The organism is Rhodococcus sp. MEB064, from assembly GCF_000834565.1.
Taxonomy (GTDB): domain Bacteria; phylum Actinomycetota; class Actinomycetes; order Mycobacteriales; family Mycobacteriaceae; genus Rhodococcoides.
The window spans coordinates 44098-62472 of the sequence record NZ_JXQS01000074.1 but is presented as its reverse complement, the minus strand read 5'-3'; the positions used below and the strand labels follow the sequence as shown (position 1 = coordinate 62472).

Genomic DNA, 18375 nt, shown 5'->3' with positions numbered 1-18375 from the left:
TGAACCGGTCTAGTAGGTCTACTATGAGAGTCGCATCACGCCCCTGTCAAGGGTGCTGCCCGCCGACCGATGAGGGGATCCGCGTGTCCGACAGCTCGGTGTCCCGCGGCGGAGGCCGTTCCCGTACCACGACGATGCAGGACGTGGCCGATCGAGCAGGGGTGTCGAAAGCTCTCGTGAGCATGATCTTTCGTGGCGTGCAGGGGCCCAGCGCGGCGACGCGCGAGCGGGTCATGGACGTTGCGGCGGAGCTCGACTACCGGCCGAACCGCAGTGCGGCGTTGCTCGCACTGCGTCGCACGCACCTCCTCGGCGTGATGACGAACATTCGCAACACCTTTCATGCGGAGATGGTCGAGCACCTCGTCGAGCACGCGTCGGAACGCGGGTACGAGGTGGTCCTCGGCGCACTCACTCCCACGCACGGGGAAGAGGCGGTGATGAACACCCTGCTCGACTTCCGTTGCGAGGCAGTCGTACTTCTCGGTCCCGAGGTGGAGTCCGAGCTGTTGAGCCTGTGGAACGCCCGCGTGCCCATCGTGTCGGTGGGTCGGCGCCTGGCCCGGCCCGACGTGGACGTGGTCCGCGCCGGTGATCTCCGCGGGATGAGCTCGGTCGTCGACCATCTCGTGGGGCTCGGCCATAAGCGCATCACCCATGTGACGGGCGGGTCGAACCCGATCGCGGTGGACCGGCGATCCGGCTACGTGCGAGCGATGCACCGCCACGGCCTCGACGCCCACGTGGACATCATCGAGGGTGACTTCACCGAGGCCTCGGGCGTGGCTGCTGCCGCGACCGTCATGCGGCGCGCCACGCGCCCCACGGCCGTCGTCGCGTCGAACGACCGCAGTGCAGTGGGTCTCCTCGACGCACTGCAACGGTCAGGAATCGCTGTGCCGGAACAGATGTCGGTCACCGGATACGACGACAGCGTGCTGGCCCAGCTCGCGCACGTAGATCTCACATCGGTGAGCCAGGAGGCACGCGAGCAGGCCGTCAGTGCCGTCGACGCCGCGGTGGATCGACTCGACAACGGACGGACCGAACCACGGTCCGTCGTGCTGCGACCACGCCTGGTCGTTCGTTCGACGTCGGGTCCCGTCCCGTCCTGACCTGACCACCTCTTGACAGCGCCCTGTGTGCCACGTCATAGTTCTGCTACTAGACCGGTCAAATAGATCCGTCTACCTCCTTGGAAAGTAGGACTCCTCGTGATCTCCACACGTCGCGCTGCGGTCGCCATGGCACTCGCTGCCGCCACCACACTCACCGCGTGCAGCAGCTCCGGTGGCGCTCCCGACCAGGCCGACGGAGGTGCGAACGCCGGCGTCGCCGACACTCCGCGTGCCACGATCGCCATGATCACTCACGCCCCTCCCGGTGACACGTTCTGGGATCTGATCCGGCGCGGAGCGGAAGCGGCTGCCGCCAAGGACAACATCGACCTGCAGTACAACGGTGAGGTCGAGGCGCCGAATCAGGCGAACCTCGTGCAGAACGCGCTGGACTCCGGCGTCGACGCCATGGCGGTCACATTGGCCAAACCCGATGCGATGCAACCGAACGTCGAAGCCGCCGTCGCTGCCGGCGTTCCCGTCGTCGCCTTCAATTCCGGTTACGACAACTGGAAGGAGATGGGAGTCCAGGGATACTTCGGTCAGGACGAGCGCACCTCGGGGATCGCCGCCGGTGAGCGCCTGAAGGCGGACGGTGCGACCAATGCCGTCTGCGTCATCCAGGAGCAGGGGGCAGTGTCGCTCGAAGCGCGGTGCGCCGGTGTCGCGGAGGGCTTCGGCGGCAAGATCGAGAATCTCAACGTCAACGGCCAGGATCTGCCGTCCGTGCAGGCCACCATCCAGGCGAAGCTGCAGCAGGATCCGACCATCGACGCAGTCCTGACACTGGGCGCGCCCATCGCGCTCGCCGCCGTCGAATCACGCAGTGCCGCAGGTAGTGACGCCGAGATCGCGACGTTCGACACCAACGGTGCGCTCGTCGACGCCGTGAAGTCCGGGGACGTGGCCTGGGCCATCGACCAGCAGCCCTACCTGCAGGGATACCTGGCGGTCGACTCGCTCTGGCTCTACCTGAACAACAAGAACACCCTCGGCGGCGGGCAGGCCGTGCTGACGGGACCGTCCTTCATCGACGCCACCAACATCGACGCCATCGCCGACCTCGCCGCCGGCGGCACTCGCTAGGACCGTAGGAGCGAGACAGCCATGCCGCATCACCGCATCGAACTCGACACGTCGAGCCCGGTTCCGATCTATCACCAGATAGTGCAACAGGTTCGGCAGTTGGTCGACTCCGGTGCACTCGACGACGGCGGCGCGTTGGAGAGCGCACGCTCCTTGTCGCGGAGATTGCGAGTCTCCCGCGACACCGTCATCCACGCTCAGCGCGTGCTCGTCCGAGACGGTTACGCACAGCGAGTCGATTCCGGGGGCCTGGTCGCCAGAACCACACGGGCTCGGTCGCTTGCCTCGTGACTGCCGCTGTGCACCAACGAGATCACGCCGACGCTCACTCCCGATCAGTACAGGACACTTCATGAAGATCGCGCTCGATCCCACCCCGTTCCATCATTCGCATTCGCTGCTCGAGCTGCCCGCGGTCGTCGCCGACCTCGGCTACGAGTGGCTGCAGTTGACCCCGCACGTGGACATGATCCCGTTCTTCGGTCACCCCAAGGCCGACGACGGGTTGGTCGCGAAGTTTCGCAAAGCCTGCTCGGACGCCGGCGTCGGCATTGCGTCGGTGCTGCCGGTGCTGCGCTGGTCCGGTCCCGACGAGGACGCCCGCGAGGCGGCTGTCCGCTACTGGAAGCGGGCCATCCAGATCACCGTCGACCTCGGGGTGTCGACGATGAACACCGAGTTCTCCGGTCGACCGGAGAAGCCGGAGGAGTCCGAGCGGGCGTTCTACCGGTCGATGGAGGAACTGGTCCCCATCATCGAACGCGAAGGGCTCGACGTCCTCATCGATCCGCATCCGGACGATTTCGTCGAGGACGGGCTCGCCGCGATCCGCACCATCCGCGGGGTCAATTCTCCCAACATCGGGATGGTGATCGTGGCGTGCCACCAGTTCCACATGGGCGGTGACCTGCCGGTGATCATGGCCACCGCCGGGGACATGGTGCGTCTGGTGCACGTGGCGGACACGATGGACCATCACCGCTCGCACGGCTTGCGGTACATCACCAACCCACCCGGCAACGCGGTGCGGGTGCATCAGCACCTCGAGATCGGCGACGGGGACGTCGACTGGGACCAGTTCTTCGGCGGCCTCGGCGAACTCGGGTTCTACGACAACGACACCGTCATGGTGTCGAGCGTTTTCGCCGAGAACGAGAACGCCCACGATGTCTCCCGGCGCCAACTCGACACCATGAACAAGTACGTCGAGAAGTACTCGTGACACGGGTCGGCCGGCGCCGACCATGCTGGCGGAGACCAGGTCGAGCGGATGCTACTGCGGGAACCCTGACGGCCGGGCGGGAATCATGAGGTGAACCCTGTCGACCAGCTGGAGCGCCACATCGGGGGAGGCACCGTCGAATACTGCGGCATGAATACCGCGCATGGCGCCGGTGACGAGTCGCGCGGCGGCAGGTATGTCTGTATGACTGTCGATCTGGTCCGCGTCGGCTGCACGACGAAGCAACTGATCGATCGCGCCGACAAAGTCGTCGTGCCATCCTTCGGCTGTGCCCTCGCTGCGAGGAACACCGATGTTGCGGAACAGGACGTGGGTCGCCGGGGTGTCGTAGATAGTGGCTGCGGCGATGTGCAGAAACGACTGAAGCTGCCCCAGAGGATGGTCCGGCCACTCCACTTTCGCGGACCGTGCTGCCATGCGGTCTATCAGGGTGGTGGCGGCGTCGTTGACCGCCGCTTGGAACAGGTCGCGTTTGCCGGGGAAGTGGTGGAACGCAGTTCTGGGAGAGAGGCCGCACTGCTGTGCCACGGCTTCGACGGTGATGTCGCCGTAGTCGGCGTGCCTGAGGAGCTCCTGGGTCGCGCGGACGAGCCGGGTCGTGGCCGGACCCGAGTCGTCCGTAGCGTCGGACGCTGCCCATCGATACAGCGTTGTGGTGTGGATGCCCATGGCCGCGGCGACAGCGGCCGGACTTTCTGTTCCTGTGAATGCACGTTCCACCGCGTCGCGACGGTCGGCTGCCGTGAATCTCGAGACCCTGGCCATGGTGGTGACAGTACAGCCGTGTCGGCGCGAGGGACGACGGATGTCAGTGCAGCAGACGGGCCACGGCGGGAAGCAGTATCCGAGGTGGAGTCAACATCGCCGTCGCAGCCTGGATCGAGTTTTTACGACCCGAGATCACGTACGGGCGTGAGTGTTTCGCGTCGAGGGCGCGCATCGCGGTGGCGACGACCTCAGTGGCTGTCTGGTGTGAGCCCGTTACCGCGGCGGTCTCGCCTATGACGTCGAAGAATTCTGTGCGCGTCGGACCCGGGACGAGCGCGAACACTCGGACACCGTGGCGCTTGGATTCGTACCACAAGGATTGGGTGAAGCTGAGGACGAACGCCTTGGCTGCGGCGTACACAGCGAGGGTCGGGACGGGCTGGAACGCCGTCGTGCTGGCGACGTTCACGAGGGATCCTGTGCCGCGCGCGATCATGTCGGGGAGGAACGCCGAGCAGATGTCCACGACGGCCGCGACGTCGACGGCGAGAAGCCGTGCGAGATCGTCGGCATCGTTGTCGATGAAGGTGCCTTGAACGGCGAAGCCGGCATTGTTGACGACAAGGTCCAGTCTTTCGGGCACCAGGTCTCGTAAGTGACGTCCGGCCGCTGGTTCCGACAGATCGTGGGAGACGATGCGGCACTGGACTCCGTGCTCGCGTCCTAGTTCGTCTGCTAGAGAGACGAGTCTGTCCTCGCGCCGCGCCACCAACACCAGGTCCGAGCCGCGCTCAGCAAGGGCTCGGGCGAATTCGGCTCCGATGCCGGAGCTCGCGCCGGTCACCAGGGACCGACCCGGGCGGAATCTGTACGGCGCCCGGCTCATCCGCGATCGCTCCTGGACTGCTGTTCGTATTCTGCGACGGAGCGTCGGGCGAAGTCCTCGTACGAGTTCGGTTCGCGCCCGAGTAGTGCCGGCAGCACGTTGAGGTCTCCGGCCGGCAGTCCGTGTCGATCGTAGTGCGACATCATCACGCGGTACGCCTCGCGGGCATCGGGTGGCCAGTTGTTCATGCCGCGGGGATTGGAGGCTGCGCCGGCGCCACGAACGAGGTGGCCGACCGAACGGAGCCCCGTGGCCCGCACCGCATGGGTCACCACGGATCCGAGTGCGGGTAGTGCGGCTGCTCTCTGTGTCAGCGACGACGGGGGAATGCGCACCGCAGTCACGCCGTGCCCCAGGACCTTCGCCCAGATCGCGGCCATCTCGTGACGCGTCAGTTCGACGGTGGACAGGTCGTAGGTGCGTCCGGTGTGCGGTGCCGGATCGAGCGCGATGGTGGCTGCCGCCTCGGCGACATCGGCGACGTCGACCACGCCCATGACGCTGTTCGGCGAGACGGGGTAGGGCATGACGCCCGCCTGCAGAAGATCCCATATTTCGAGGTAGTTCTGCATGTAGTGCGACGGTCTCAGGACTGTGGTGGGCATAGTGCTGTCGCGCAGCAGCCCCTCCGCGACATCCTTCTGTCGATGATGGGTCAGCTCGTGCAGATCCGGGTGGATCACCGAGTGGAACACGATGTGCTGCAATCCCTGTGACGGTCCCGAGGCGATGAGGTGTTCGATGATGGGTCGCTCGTCGATGATCTGGGTGGGAGCCGCGTGGTACAGAACGGTCGTGCCGAGCAGGGCCGTGTCGAGTGTCTGCGGAGATCGTAGGTCGCCCACGACGACCTCTGTTGCGCCGTCCCGTCGCGTCGTACGTTCCTGGTCGATGTTCTTCACCACCGCGCGCACCGGAACACCGCGTTGTGCGAGTTGTCGGACGAGCAGTCGTCCGACACCGCCTGCGGCACTGGTCACTGTGATCATGAAACCCCCTTCGGTGTCCGCACCCGGTTCGTACCCGTGCGTGCTGCAAATACTGCATACAATATGCAAATAACGCAAGACTCGGCGATGGGCGCATGCCGTGATGGCCCCACGTCGCACTGGGCCCGATCGATGTCGGCCAGCTAAATGTCAATCACTCTTGACATGAAATGACAAGTACAGTTGACTTGTTGCATGGTCGTGACGAACCGAGTGCGAGACCTCCGGAAGGCATCCCGCATGACTCAGGCCGAGCTGGGCCGCGTCTGCGGAGTCAGCCGACAGTCGATCGTCTCGATCGAAGGCGGGGACTACGCCCCCAGTGTCTATCTGGCACTGAAAGTGGCGGGAGCGCTCGACTCCACGGTCGAGCATCTGTTCCCGGTCGACACCGACACCCCGCAGTCCGATACCCCGAAGTCCGACACCCCGAGCTTCAGCGAGAAGGAGTCCTGATGAGTGCGTTCACCACATCGATGCGGTTCGTCGGCGATCTCGACGCCGAGTTCTATCGCGACGAGCGTCAGCGGGACGTATGGAACGAAGCCGCTGCCGTCGGGCTGCAACTACACACCTTCGGTGGGCTGGTGGCCGCCGCTGTCCTCCCGTGGGTAGGCGGGCGGCCCGGGGCGTGGATTGCGCTGGGCATCATCATCTTCGGTGGCGTCGTGAGCTGCGCAACCCTCGCCTACGCCAAATCCAGGGATGTGGACCTGTTCGCGGAGACTCGGTGGTTCACCGCCCGCGGCAACGTGAGCGCCGTACTCCTGCTGGTGGCCTTCGTCGGCATCGGGGTCACCCTTGCTCCGGATGAGTACCTGCCGGGGCGTGCAGACCCGAGCACCTGGGCCGGCCTGATCGTCGGAGCTGTAATCGGAGGCGGCGGAGCTGCTCTGGCGATCTTTCGCAGCCGTCGACGCAAGCAGCAGTTCGAGGCCGACGAGGACTGAGCGATTCAGTGAAATCTATACGGGCAGATAGCAATTCGATGCGAACCAGGGACGCCTCCAGGCCCGATTTCGGCCCGGTGATCGTGGACTCCTACCACCGTAGGGCGGGGGTAGACGTCCACGGTCGGGGGTTCCGAACATCGGCGGCCCTAGTCAGTGTCCTGAGCTGTAGAGGAACAAGGAAGCGCCACGCTCGTCCCGCGTGAGAAGTGCTGTCACGGTGTCGATCTCTCGGGACGGTGGATACTGCGTGACGAGGGTGCCCGGTCCGCAATCGAACCCGAGAGACGACCAATTGCCGGGAGGGACCGCACTGCACGTGATCGCTGCCATCGGCGGGAATGTGGGGTTGGCTGCCGTCACCGCTTTTCCGTCGCCGAGGTCGACGGGCGCGTCGTATCGGGCCGACCACGGGGCTTGCCCGACGAATTCCGAGAACGTGTGCGCCTCGGCAAACGTGAAGCCGTCCGGGACGGTGAAGCCGTCTCTCCGGGAGTACGCCGCGACATCGTCCGCATCGAGTTCGTACGGCTGACCTATCTCCGACGTTCCACACGCGGTCAGCGCGATGGTCGACAGTGCTAGAGCAATAACCGTTCCAGCGGTGGAGGTCATGTCTGACCCCCCGCTGCCCGGACGTGCACTGGTCACGGCAGCGTGTGGCCCGCGGCCCTGAAGAGCCGGTACCACTGCTGACGATCGAGTTCGATGTCGGAGCCGGCCGCCGCCTCCGCGACCCGTGACGGTGTGGTCGTTCCGAGAACGACCTGGATATTCGCCGGGTGCCGGGTCAACCAGGCTGTGGCAATGGCGGTGGGAGTGGTTCCGAACTGGTCGGCGAGGTCGTCGAGTGCATCGTTGAGGTCCGGATAGTTCTCACGGTCGCCGAGAAAGACGCCCTCCGACGTCCCTTTCTGGAACGGTGACCAGGCCTGGAGCGTGATGCCGTGCACGCGTGCGTGGTCGAGAAGTCCATTGTCCCGATCCACGGACTGGTCGAGCCCGGCGATGTTGGCGGCCACGCCTGCCGCGACGAGCGGTGCATGAGTGATGCTGAGCTGCACCTGATTCACGACGAGGGGTTGCTGCACCGCAGTCTTCAGCACGGCGATCTGACCGGGAGTGTGGTTCGAGACGCCGAAGTGTCGGACCTTTCCCGCGGACTGCAAGGTGTCGAAGGCCTGAGCCACCTCGGCGGGTTCCACCAAGGCGTCCGGTCGATGCAGTAGAAGGATGTCGAGGTGATCCGTGCGCAGCGCGGCGAGAGACTCGTCGACAGTGGTGAGAATGTGCTCGGCCGAGAAGTCGTAGTAACCCTCGCGGATGCCGACCTTGCTCTGGATGATCACATCGTCGCGGTCGGATGCGAACGACACTGCATCACCGAACCGTCGCTCGCACGCATGACGTTCGCTGCCGTAGATGTCCGCGTGGTCGAACACCGACACACCGGCGTCACGGGCGGTTCCGACGAGTGTGCGGATCTGCTCGTCGTCGAGTGACTCGATACGCATGAGTCCGAGAACGATGCTCGAGACGTGCAGGTCGGTGCCGGGGAGGTCGAAAGTCTTCATCTGCACATCGGTACCCGCGAAGAACCGTTCGGCGCAACCGGGGATGGAAGAGTCCGTACCAGGACCGGTGATGCGGTTGTACGGTCGCATGATCAGTCCGAGTGCTGCACCGCGACGCACAGTGCAGAAGGGAACCGTCGGTGCCTGACGTTTCAGCCCGCCCACACCACGAGATCGTCATCGTCGGTGCGGGCTTCTCCGGTCTGGGCACCGCGATCGCTCTCGCGAAAGCCGGTTTCGACGACGTGCTCATCGTCGACGACGGTGACGGTCCCGGTGGTACCTGGCAGTGGAACACCTATCCGGGTGTGGCTGTAGACATCCCGTCCTTCAGTTACCAATTCTCCTTCGCTCAGCGATCGACCTGGTCCCGCAGCTACGCCCCGGGCAGCGAGTTACGTGCCTACGCCGAGCAGATCGTGGAGGAATACGGCTTGGGTGCCCACCTTCGGTTCGGTACCAGGGTGCACGGAGCCTCGTTCGACGTGAAGTCTGCCCAGTGGTCGATCTCGACCAGCGGGGGAGATGTCACGGCCCGCTGGTTGATTCACGCAGGCGGGCCGCTGAGCCAACCGAAGCTGCCCGATATCGCGGGCATCGACTCCTTCGGTGGCGCGACGATGCACACCAGCCGCTGGGACCACGAGGTATCGCTGGCGGGCAAGCGGGTCGGCATCATCGGCACCGGCGCGACGGCTGTGCAGGTCGTTCCGGAAATCGCACCCGAGGTCGAGCACCTGACCGTGTTCCAGCGCACGCCCATCTGGTGCCTGCCGAAACCGGACTTCCCGCTCGGCCGGGTAGGACGCGCCGGCCTCGGGCGAGTTCCCGGAGTTCGGCAGGTAGCTCGCTTGGCGAGCCAGACCTTCGTCGAGGCGACGTTCCCGGTGTTGGCCCACTTCCATCGATGGGTTCCCGGCACCGCCGCCCTGCAGGTCGCTGCGCGTCGATACATCGCCGCGCAGGTCGATGATCCGGCGACGCGGGAAGCGCTCACCCCGAAGTACGCCCTCGGATGCAAACGGCCGAGTTTCCACAATTCGTACCTTTCGACGTTCAATCGCGAGAACGTCGCTCTGCAGACGGCGTCCGTCGAGGCGATCACGCCGACAGGGATTCGCACGGCCGACGGCGATCTGCACGAACTCGATGTGCTCATCCTGGCCACCGGATTCAAGGTGACGGACAAGGACGCGCTGCCGACGTACCCGCTCACGTCCGACGACGGAACAGACCTCGCCGAGCATTGGGACGCTGCGCGGTTCCACACCTATCAGGGCGTGACGACCGCAGGCTTCCCCAACTTCTTCACCGTCTTCGGTCCCTACGGCTACAACGGCGCGTCGTTCTTCACCCTGGTCGAGAACAGTGCCGCCCACATCGTGCGGGTTTTGAGCGAAGCTCGTCGCCTCCGGGCGTCGGTTGCCGAGGTGACACCGGCGGCGCAGGAGAAGTACATGAGCGCCATCCTGGAGCGGCGGCCGCTGCAGGTGTTCACCGACCCGAGCTGTGCGAGCGCCAACAGCTACTACTTCACCAAGAACGGGGATGTGCCGTTCAGAGCGTCGACCACGCTCGAGGCGTCGTGGCGGAGCCGACGATTCGACCTGAACGACTACGCCTTCGCCGAACGGTCGTGATCGGACGATCCCTGTGACAGCCCCGGGTAGTCTCGTCGAGTGACCTCCAGGATTGTTCGTTGACGACACGAGCGCAGCAGAAGGCCGCCACACGGGAACGATTGCTGACGGCGGCCTCCGAGTTGTTCACCGAGCGGGACTACGGCGATGTGACGATCGCGGACATCGCCAAACGGGCCGGTGTCGCCCACGGATTGCTGTTCCATCATTTCTCGAACAAAGAGGGAATTTATCGAGCCGTCCTGGATAACGTTGTTGCAGAGATGGATTCCGCGTTCAGTATTCCTGACGACGCGGACGTCCCGAGGGTCGTCCGGGCCGCGCTGCGCACTCATCTGAGCTACCTCGAGAATCACCGCGGAGTCGCGCTGCGATTGATTGTCGGGCGGCGACACCCGGACCCGACCGTCGTCGCCGCGTCGGACCGAGGACGTACGCGGGCCTTGACCGCGTTGGCGCACGCCCTGGATCTCGACCCCGGCGACAAGCTCATGCAGTTCGTCGGCACGACCCTGGTCGCCGCATTCGACGAGGCGTCGTCGTGGTGGTTGAACGACCCCGATCCGCTGCCTGTCGACGCCCTCGTCACCTCGTTCATCGAGATCGGCATCGGCGCGCTGAGGGGTGTTCAGGCCATCGACGGCTGTCCGGACCTGCGTGAACAGATCGCCGTACTCTCCGCCGCCGCAACTATGGACGACCACGGCCGATCCGACTGAACACGATTCGTTGACTGTTGTTCAGCGAACACGTTAGTCTGACACTCCCAGCCACGACGGACGGAGTTCAGACGATGGCGACCTACCTCAGCCGCTTCACGACAGACAAGGCCGAGCTGTGGGGTGTGGTGACCGCCGGCGGGATCATCGCGCTCGAGGGTGACTACGCGACCACCGGTGAACTTCTCGAGAACGGACGCGACGACTGGACGGCCGCGGCATCGCGGCGGCCCACCCACGTGGCCGACGACGTGCAGATGCTGTCTCCGATCACCACTCCGTGCCGAGTGTTGTGCCAGGGCGCGAACTTTCGCCAACATGCCATCGACTCCGGGATGGATCCGGACAACACGGCGTTCAACCTCTTCTTCGACAAGACCGACGCCTCGATCACCGGCCCGCACTCGGCCGTCACCCGCCCGTCGCACGTCCGGTTGCTCGACCACGAGATCGAGCTTGCGCTGGTGATCGGCAAGGCGATCACCGAGCCGGTCACGATCACCGACGACTCGCTACGCGAGTACGTCGTCGCGGTGACCATCGCCAACGACTTGTCGGCACGTGACGTGCAGCTCCCGCAAGGGCAGTACCTGAAAGGCAAGAGCTACCGGGGTTTCTGCCCGATGGGCCCATTGCTCGCGGTCCTCGACGACGCAGACTACGACCGCCTGGACGACCTCGTACTGCGGTTGCACGTCAACGGAGATCTGCGGCAGACCGACACCACCGCGAACTTCGTCTACCGCCCCGCCGAATCACTCACCGAACTGAGCACTTTCAGCAATCTCGACGTGGGCGACGTGCTCCTGACGGGTACCCCGCACGGCACCGCGGCAAAGTCGCCACCCGCAATCGTGCGACGGCTCGCGACCGCGTTGTTGCCCGAGCACGTCATGTGGAAACTCTTCATCCGCCGCAACCTCGCCGGGCCGTTCCTGAGCCCGGGTGACACCGTCACCAGCACCATCCGATCGTCCGACGGCGCCCTGGATCTCGGTGAGCAACGTACGCCGATCATCGCACCGAACTGACACCGAGGAGACTTCCATGCCATCGCCCATTGCGAGCCCCGCTCCGACAACGACAGCGCTCGCCCCGGATCTCATCGCCCATTTCGTCGTCAAGACAGCGCGTCCGGAGGAGATGATCGACTGGTACGCCGCCGTTCTCGGCGCCCACGTCGTGCACGAGGACGGTCAGATCGCCTTCCTCACCTGGGACGACGAAAGTCACCGTCTGGCCCTGGTCAAGGTGCCTCGACTGCTCCGATACCTGTTCCCGCTGGCCAGGTTTCGACGCAAGATCTACGGCGTCGACCACCTCGCCTTCACCTACACCACGCTCGAGCCGCTGCTGCTGAACTACGAACGACTGGCCGCGCGGGGCATCACCCCGGTGTGGGCTATCAATCACGGCCCGACCACGTCGCTCTACTACGAGGATCCCGACGGAACACGTCTGGAGTTCCAGACGGAGAATTTCTCCACAGCCGAGGACACCGCTCGGTTCTTCTCCAGCGACGAGTTCGCGAGCAACCCGATCGGGATCACCATCGACCCGTCCTACCTGCTCGAACGACTCCGTGACGGTGCCCCCGCGGAGTCGCTGCTACGACGTGACGCCGGCGTGAGACCGGGGACTACTCCGCGAGTCAACCGACGCGCCATCACGTTCCGTACGCTGTGAGCACCTCCGATCCGGCTCCCGTCCTCATCGCCGGGGCCGGCTCGACCGGCGCCACGGCGGCGCTGTTGCTCGCTCGTCGAGGCATCGCGTCCATCGTCGTCGACCGTAGATCGGACGAACTGACTCATCCCGCGGCACACGTCATCCACGGCAGGTCCTTCGAGATCTGGCGCGAGGCGGATCCGGCTCTGGCGCGCGACATCGCCGCCCTGGCGCCCCCGATCGAGGATGTGAGTCTCATCCGCTGGTGTTCCGAGCTGAGCGGGCGAGCTCTCGGCGAGATCGACCTGTCATCGCGTCCGGAACAACTCGCTCGTGTGAAGTCGCACAGTGACTTCCTGATCTCGCACATCGGACAGCACCAGTTGATGCCTGTGCTGTGGACGGCGCTCGACCGGGAACCACTGATCGACTTCCGCAGGAACACTCGCGTCGAGCGCGTCGAGCAGCGTGGTGACACGGTGACCGCGCAGATGAGCACCGGTGCCACCGTGGCTGCGCGGTACCTTGTCGGTGCAGACGGCGCCAACAGCGATATCCGCGAGTTCGCGAATGTAGAAATGCATGGTCCGGTGCTGGCCCGCATGGGAAGCGCATTCTTTCGTGCGCCCGGGCTCTATCCCGCCGACGCCCGCCCGCTGCTCAGCTGGATCTATCAGCCGAACTTCGCGGGAGTCATGATCGCTCATGCCGACGACCACTACGTGTTGATGAACACGTACCTTCACCCCGATCAGGACGTGGCCCGTCGCCGCGAGGACTTCTGGGCCACGACGTTGCCGGCCGTGCTGGGTGACCGCGTGCACGTCCAGGTCGTCTCGACCGGGACATGGACGATGACATCCCAGACGGCCGAGGTGTTCCGCCGTGGCCGGATTCTTCTGGCAGGTGATGCTGCACACCGCTTTCCGCATACCGGCGGCTACGGCCTCAACAGTGGTGTGCAGGACGCGCACAACATCGCGTGGAAGCTCGATGCCGTTCTCGGTGGGCACGCCACCGACCGACTGCTCGACACCTACGAGACCGAGCGTCGACCGGTGATCGACCTCTTCGCCCGACACAGCGTCAGCAATCACGTCAAGATGGACGACACGACCCGGTATTTCGGTGTCACCAACACGATGCTGCAACGGGCGACGGCAGCGATGTCGCGGCGACCGATGACGATGATTCCCGGTCGTCTCGCAGCGCCTCTGGCGGACAGAGTGACTCGCGCCGGGCTGACACGTACGCGCATACTCGCGTCGACGGGACGGCGCGCACAACGTGTTCGCGATCTCGTGGCAGGAAGTATCCCCGGGCAACTCGCGCACTTCGTCTCGACAGGATTGGAGTACGGGTATCGGTATGGCGGTCCCTTGATCGCGGCCGAACCTGGTGAACGAGAGCCGGCCGTAGGCCCCGAGGATGTCGTCGAGTACCGCCCCACAACCAGGCCAGGAGGACGTCTGCCGCACACCGTCGTCGAGACCCCGTCCGGGCCGCGGTCGACACTCGAGCTCGTCGATACGACACCGAGTGCGTTCACGATCTTCACGTCCGACCCCGCGTCGTGGACGAGAGTTCTGTTGTCGTTGTCGTCCGAGCTGTCGCCGTTGACAACACGCGTCGTCGATATGACAGGGGTCCCGTCGCCCGAGGCCACGGTCGATCTGTACGAGGTGGGAACGAGCGGAGCAGTCGTCGTCCGTGCCGACGGCCACGTCGTATGGCGTTCGCGTGACGATGCCGACGCGGCAGGACAGCAGTTCGTCGATGTCGTCCGACGCACCTGGCTGCCGTATTTCTCACCTACCGACGGATCGGACCGCACGGAGGAGACGTCGATCGCTTCTGGACGCCGATAGCGCGCGCTGTCAGCCGATGTCGACGTCGCGGCCTCGTAGTGCTGGTGCACCGACAAGGGTAGTCCAGGCAGGGACGTGCGCGGGATCGATGCCGCTGCCCTGCCCGTAGACGACGGCGAGGGTGTCGCGTTCGAGAGTGGATCCGGCATACCCGGGAGTCAGCGAATTCTGGGCGAGCCTGGCGGGCACCAGTTCCGCGGGTCCGGGGTTGCGCGAGGGGGGTTGGTAGGAGCCGTCGTTGCGCGAGCTACCGGGATACGCCGGGAAGAATTCGCCCGGTGCGGTGACAGTGTCGTAGCAGGACGGGCCTCGGTCGTCGAACCAGCGCGGTTCGTCCTGGTTCGGGAGGTACGCGCCCATCGGGTTGTCGAACTTCAGGGTGCCGCGGATCCCGGGGTAGGGATCGTCGACGGAGAGGATTGCGACGGCGTCTTCGCGGGTTCTCGCGAGTGATGTCAGCGTGCATCCGACGGCGGGGGAGTACTCCGCCAGGATGTCGAGTGTGGCACGAGAACCTGCGGCGAGTCCGATGATCGAGTCGGCATTCTGTTCGACCACGTCTGCGACCGAGGTGGACGTCGTGGTTGCCGAGGCGAGCAGGGCGGTGATGTCGTTGCGGCGCTCGACGACCGTGTTCCCCACGGAACTGAGATTGTCGAGTGCGTCCACCAGGTCCGGTGCTGCGGTGGAATAGGTTACCGACAGTTTCGCCACGCCCTGCAGATCAGCCTTTATCGCGGGTAGCTGTGTATCGAGACCGGTGAAGATCTTCTCGAGGCGGTCGATGGTCAGTCCGATCTGTTCCCCGCGGCCGGACAGCGCCCCCGACAGCGCCCCGAGAGTGGCGCCGAGATCTCGAGGAGGGACCGCATCGAGTAGCGGGAGAATGCTGTCCAGTATTTCACTGACCTCGACGGCATTGCCGCTGCGGTCCTGGAGCACGGTGGCCCCGTCGCGGAGCGCTGTGCCGTCGCGCCGGTCCGGCATTTGCAGGGCGACATAGCGTTCCCCGAACAGGGTCTTCGGGAGAATGCGGGCGGTGACGTTGCCGGGAATCATCCGCGCGGTATCCGGGTTCAGCGCCAATGTGGACACCACCGTGCCGGAACTCGTGGGCCTCGATGATTCGACGCGTCCGACAAGAACACCCCGCATTTTGACGTCGGCATCGCGGGTCAGGGAATTACCCACCGAATCGGTGGTCAGCTCGACGTGCAACACCGGCTCGAACGCTCGGGCGTAGATTGCGACGCTGGTCCCGATGAATACGGCCACCGCTACAAGGAACGCGGCACCGGACAGTCGTCGCACCGATGGCCGCGGGGTGTCGATCATGCTGCTGTCCTGCGTGATTCGACGAGGACGTTCTCGCCGACACCGTCGGCAACGATCACTGCCCGGCGCCTGTCACGACACCGCGCACAGGGGCCGAGCCCATCACAGCGGCAACCCGCAGATGGTCCGCGGAGGTCAGGTCACGGTCACTGCCGTAGATGAAGCGATCCGGGCGTACGAGGATGCCGGCGGCCCCGGACTTTCGGAGTTGCCGTTCGAGAACGCGTTCACCGTCGACGATGTGTCCGGTCGGTACACGGTGAGTCGCCAGCGCAGACGAATACTCGACCTTGATCTCGGACACCCCCGCCTCGGCCAACCGGTGCGGTATCGGGGCGGAGGGGAAGCCGATCCACGTCCAGGAGTCGGCCAGCAGTGTGTCCAGGCGTACCGGCGTCAGGTCCGATCCCACCACCCACGGCTGTTCGACGAAGGTGCCGCGCATGCTGCCTCGGGCAGGTTGCTCCGCGAAGAAGCCCCGGCGGGTCCCGAGTGTGTATCGGGGTTTGAGTCCCATTCTCGCGAGCCATGATCGAACGCCGGGTGTCTTCGATGCGGCGACGAACAGGGAGTCTCGGACGCGTGCGAGTCGATCGTTGCGCAACATGACCACACGTCCGATCGCCAAAGAGAAACGTGTCAGCGCAGTGACGTTCGGACGACGTTCGGGCTCGTAGGTCTGGAGCAGTGATGTGTCGGCGCCGTCGAGCACGGCGGCGATCTTCCAGCACAGGTTGGCGACGTCGCGTACGCCGGACGAGACGCCCTGTCCCGCGAACGGGGGCATGATGTGAGCAGCGTCGCCGGCGAGGAACACTCGGCCTTCGCTCCACTTCTCTGCCTGGCGGATGTGGAAGGTATAGGCCCAGCTACGGAAGACCTCCACCGTGTCGTAGTCGATGCCGCGCTCGGCCAGCAACGCTCGTAGACCCGCTTCGGACTGCAGGTAGTCGATCGTCTCTCCCTTGTTGACGCGGAATTCGACGCGGTGGTAACCCATCGGGCACGGGCAGTCGACGCCCGGCCGGTACGGGTCGGAGATGAACGTGAAGTCGAGTGGTGCATCGGAAGGTAGGTCGTACCATGCGCGCAGCTGGATATCGAACCATTGCTCTTCGATGTGTCTGCCCGGCAGCGGGATTCCGAGCATCTTCCGGATCGAGCTCGATCCGCCGTCCGCGGCGACGACGTAGCGAGCCCGTAGCGTCCGATCAGGGCTCCCGTCCGCCGGCCGCAGAGTCAGCACGACCCGGTCGGCGTCCTGGGTGAGGGCCACCGCATCGAGACCTGCAGTCACGGTCACGCTGGGGAAGCGCTCGATGCCGTCACGGAGGACTCGCTCCAGCTCCGGCTGGTGGTAGAAAGCCATCCCGGGAACACCCTGGCCGTAGCTCTCTGCCGAGTGGGTGGTCAGGAACGTTCGGTCGCCGTGTTTGAGGTGAACTCTCACGTCGGTAGACATCGTGTCGAGCATGCGGTCGAACAATCCGAGGCTCTGCCAGACCCGATGCGCGTCCTCGTCCGAGGCTATGGCGCGTTGACGTGGATAGATGTCCACATCCCGCTCGATCACCGCAGTACGAATGCCCCTCTGTCCGAGCAGGTTTGCTGCGGTGGCTCCCGTCGGACCGAGTCCGACGACGATGACGTCCACGTCGACGTCCGATGAGGGATGATTCGTACTGGCGATGCTCATGGCTCTCTTTCCGAGGTGTGTTCGGCGGTGTCGGTGAACGAATCGTCACGTTCGAGCCCATTGGGGGTCAAGAGCCCTCACTTATGACGATTTCGTCAGTTTGCATGTGACCGGACTGCCGATGCAGTACTGCAGGTCAACGGACAGTTCTGGCGGCGGAGTCAGGCCGACTGGATGACTCGGCGCGTCGGTAGGGGCCGGGACGCGAGGTCCGACGCGGTCGCGTCGTCGAGGCCGAACATGCGAAGTAGTCCGGCAGCGAGGGCAGTTGCCGTGCGTGCCACATCGGCGGAGGGGTCCGCGGCGAGCACGTGCAAGCACCCCAGGAGTGATCCGGCCGTGCACGCGAGAGCGGTGTCGAGATGGGTGATCGTCAGCCGACCCGACTCGGCTGCCGCCCGAAGTCCGGCGGCGGCGCGGGGCGCCAACGCCGTATCGCCTGCGAGGTATCCGAACCCGAGTCGCATCAGGATGCTGGTCATCTCTCGGTGAGACTCGCTCAAATGCACGGTCATTCGCACTCCGTGGGCGAACAGCATCACGGGATCGTCCACGTCGGCGCACGCGTCGTCGAAGAATCGGCCGAACTCGGCGAGTGTCTCTGCGATCGCGGCCTCGAACAAGGCTTCTTTGTTGTCGAAGTGGTTGTAGAACGTTCCGACCCCGACGTCCGCTCGGTCGGCCAACTGCTGGACGCTCGCGTCGGCGCCGACGTCGCCGGCAAGGAATGCGCACGCTGCCTGCACGAGCATGGCCCGTGTGTGCAGGCGACGTCTCGCTTGTCGGGAGAGAGCCTGATCCGAGCCTTCCTCGACCATGGAGTGTCCGTTCCTCGTGGAGAACCCGTACAGAACTGAGCATATCGTCAGTATCGAGCTGGGGTCTATCGAGAACA

19 protein-coding genes are annotated in these 18375 nt (G+C 65.0%); 11 read left to right on the top strand and 8 right to left on the bottom strand.

All coding sequences use genetic code 11. The annotated features are described in order from the left end of the window. Window positions 1–134: 134 nt before the first annotated feature. The 4 genes from RU01_RS21335 (at window position 135) to RU01_RS21320 (ending at window position 3426) form a co-directional block, all read left to right on the top strand. On the top strand, window positions 135–1115 hold the full coding sequence (locus RU01_RS21335; RefSeq protein ID WP_042576680.1) for a LacI family DNA-binding transcriptional regulator: 981 nt from the start codon (window positions 135–137) through the stop codon (window positions 1113–1115). A 129-nt stretch (window positions 1116–1244) separates the two neighbouring features. Continuing rightward, window positions 1245–2204 carry a substrate-binding domain-containing protein gene (locus RU01_RS21330; RefSeq protein ID WP_042576679.1) on the top strand — a complete coding sequence of 320 codons (960 nt, stop codon included), beginning with the start codon at window positions 1245–1247 and terminating at the stop codon, window positions 2202–2204. Window positions 2205–2225: 21 nt separating this feature from the next. Next, on the top strand, window positions 2226–2495 hold the full coding sequence (locus tag RU01_RS21325) for a GntR family transcriptional regulator (protein ID WP_042576591.1): 270 nt from the start codon (window positions 2226–2228) through the stop codon (window positions 2493–2495). Window positions 2496–2556: 61 nt separating this feature from the next. Next, entirely contained in the window at window positions 2557–3426 is an 870-nt protein-coding gene (locus RU01_RS21320; RefSeq protein WP_042576590.1) for a sugar phosphate isomerase/epimerase family protein, read from the top strand. 51 nt (window positions 3427–3477) lie between these two features. On the opposite strand, the gene RU01_RS21315 is transcribed toward RU01_RS21320, so the two are convergent. From RU01_RS21315 to RU01_RS21305, 3 genes are read right to left on the bottom strand one after another with little or no spacing between them, the layout of a single operon-like run. Further along, window positions 3478–4212, bottom strand: coding sequence for a TetR family transcriptional regulator (locus tag RU01_RS21315; RefSeq protein ID WP_042576589.1), 735 nt, complete (start codon window positions 4210–4212; stop codon window positions 3478–3480). A gap of 43 nt (window positions 4213–4255) precedes the next feature. Continuing rightward, entirely contained in the window at window positions 4256–5041 is a 786-nt protein-coding gene (locus tag RU01_RS21310; protein WP_042576588.1) for an SDR family NAD(P)-dependent oxidoreductase, read from the bottom strand. Beyond that, window positions 5038–6030, bottom strand: a complete 993-nt coding sequence (locus tag RU01_RS21305) for an SDR family oxidoreductase (RefSeq protein WP_042576587.1) — start codon at window positions 6028–6030, stop codon at window positions 5038–5040. Before RU01_RS21305 ends, RU01_RS21310 begins: the two co-directional genes overlap by 4 nt. Window positions 6031–6225: 195 nt before the next feature. On the opposite strand from RU01_RS21305, the gene RU01_RS21300 reads away from it, so the two are divergent. Both RU01_RS21300 and RU01_RS21295 read left to right on the top strand, forming a co-directional pair. Continuing rightward, window positions 6226–6486: a helix-turn-helix transcriptional regulator gene (locus tag RU01_RS21300; protein ID WP_042576586.1), complete on the top strand. Its 261-nt coding sequence runs from the start codon at window positions 6226–6228 to the stop codon at window positions 6484–6486. Continuing rightward, complete coding sequence (locus tag RU01_RS21295; RefSeq protein ID WP_042576585.1) at window positions 6486–6980, top strand: hypothetical protein; 495 nt, start codon at window positions 6486–6488, stop codon at window positions 6978–6980. Before RU01_RS21300 ends, RU01_RS21295 begins: the two co-directional genes overlap by 1 nt. Before the next feature lie 153 nt (window positions 6981–7133). Here RU01_RS21295 and RU01_RS21290 read toward each other — a convergent pair whose 3' ends face one another. Both RU01_RS21290 and RU01_RS21285 read right to left on the bottom strand, forming a co-directional pair. Next, window positions 7134–7595, bottom strand: coding sequence for a hypothetical protein (locus tag RU01_RS21290; protein WP_042576584.1), 462 nt, complete (start codon window positions 7593–7595; stop codon window positions 7134–7136). A 32-nt stretch (window positions 7596–7627) separates the two neighbouring features. Then, a complete protein-coding gene (locus tag RU01_RS21285; RefSeq protein ID WP_042576678.1) occupies window positions 7628–8554 on the bottom strand; it encodes an aldo/keto reductase in 927 nt (308 codons plus the stop codon). 140 nt (window positions 8555–8694) lie between these two features. Between RU01_RS21285 and RU01_RS21280 the strand changes: the two genes are divergently transcribed. The 5 genes from RU01_RS21280 (at window position 8695) to RU01_RS21260 (ending at window position 14449) form a co-directional block, all read left to right on the top strand. Further along, a complete protein-coding gene (locus RU01_RS21280) occupies window positions 8695–10194 on the top strand; it encodes a flavin-containing monooxygenase (RefSeq protein WP_042576677.1) in 1500 nt (499 codons plus the stop codon). A gap of 59 nt (window positions 10195–10253) precedes the next feature. Further along, window positions 10254–10913: a TetR/AcrR family transcriptional regulator gene (locus RU01_RS21275; RefSeq protein WP_042576583.1), complete on the top strand. Its 660-nt coding sequence runs from the start codon at window positions 10254–10256 to the stop codon at window positions 10911–10913. A gap of 74 nt (window positions 10914–10987) precedes the next feature. Further along, window positions 10988–11944 carry a fumarylacetoacetate hydrolase family protein gene (locus RU01_RS21270; protein WP_042576582.1) on the top strand — a complete coding sequence of 319 codons (957 nt, stop codon included), beginning with the start codon at window positions 10988–10990 and terminating at the stop codon, window positions 11942–11944. Window positions 11945–11960: 16 nt separating this feature from the next. Beyond that, window positions 11961–12599, top strand: coding sequence for a VOC family protein (locus RU01_RS21265; protein WP_042576581.1), 639 nt, complete (start codon window positions 11961–11963; stop codon window positions 12597–12599). Further along, the gene (locus tag RU01_RS21260; RefSeq protein WP_052493405.1) at window positions 12596–14449 is read left to right on the top strand and encodes an FAD-dependent monooxygenase; all 1854 of its coding nucleotides are present in this window, start codon (window positions 12596–12598) and stop codon (window positions 14447–14449) included. The genes RU01_RS21265 and RU01_RS21260 overlap by 4 nt, the downstream gene beginning before the upstream one ends. A gap of 9 nt (window positions 14450–14458) precedes the next feature. On the opposite strand, the gene RU01_RS21255 is transcribed toward RU01_RS21260, so the two are convergent. From RU01_RS21255 to RU01_RS21245, 3 genes are all read right to left on the bottom strand, one after another. Beyond that, window positions 14459–15784, bottom strand: a complete 1326-nt coding sequence (locus RU01_RS21255; RefSeq protein ID WP_042576580.1) for an MCE family protein — start codon at window positions 15782–15784, stop codon at window positions 14459–14461. Window positions 15785–15839: 55 nt separating this feature from the next. Continuing rightward, window positions 15840–17480 (bottom strand): FAD-dependent monooxygenase, encoded by a 1641-nt coding sequence (locus RU01_RS21250; protein WP_052493404.1) that lies wholly within the window; start codon window positions 17478–17480, stop codon window positions 15840–15842. Between the two features lie 161 nt (window positions 17481–17641). Beyond that, complete coding sequence (locus RU01_RS21245; protein ID WP_052493403.1) at window positions 17642–18232, bottom strand: TetR/AcrR family transcriptional regulator; 591 nt, start codon at window positions 18230–18232, stop codon at window positions 17642–17644. Window positions 18233–18375 lie beyond the last annotated feature (143 nt).